We start from the raw sequence: 268 nt of genomic DNA, 5'->3' as shown, positions 1-268 counted from the left end.
ACCTGATCAAAGTCCTCATGGATCGAGGATGGGAGCCAGTGGACTTCACCGACAATGGCGCACCTGTCGTTGACGATGAGGTCTTGGAGCACGTCAAGGTAGAGGACCCAGTGGCCCAGGCGGCCATCGAGTTGGTCCGTGAGTACCTGATGATCCAGAAGCGCATCGGTCAGTTGGCCGAGGGCGATAACGCATGGATGCGTCTGGTAGGCAAGGATGGCTTCATGCACGGCTCGGTAAACCCGAACGGTGCTGTCACAGGACGTGC

General features: G+C 58.6%; 1 protein-coding gene. It reads left to right on the top strand.

Features of this window, described 5'->3' with window-relative positions; genetic code table 11:
* Positions 1-38 precede the first annotated feature (38 nt).
* The coding region (locus Q5762_RS38560) for a hypothetical protein (RefSeq protein ID WP_315896977.1) at positions 39-268 on the top strand (230 nt) is incomplete at its 3' end.

This window comes from Streptomyces sp. P9(2023) (assembly GCF_032436795.1).
In the GTDB taxonomy this organism is placed as follows: domain Bacteria; phylum Actinomycetota; class Actinomycetes; order Streptomycetales; family Streptomycetaceae; genus Streptomyces.
Note: the sequence above shows the minus strand (reverse complement) of the source record. Positions and strands in the feature narration are given on the sequence as shown.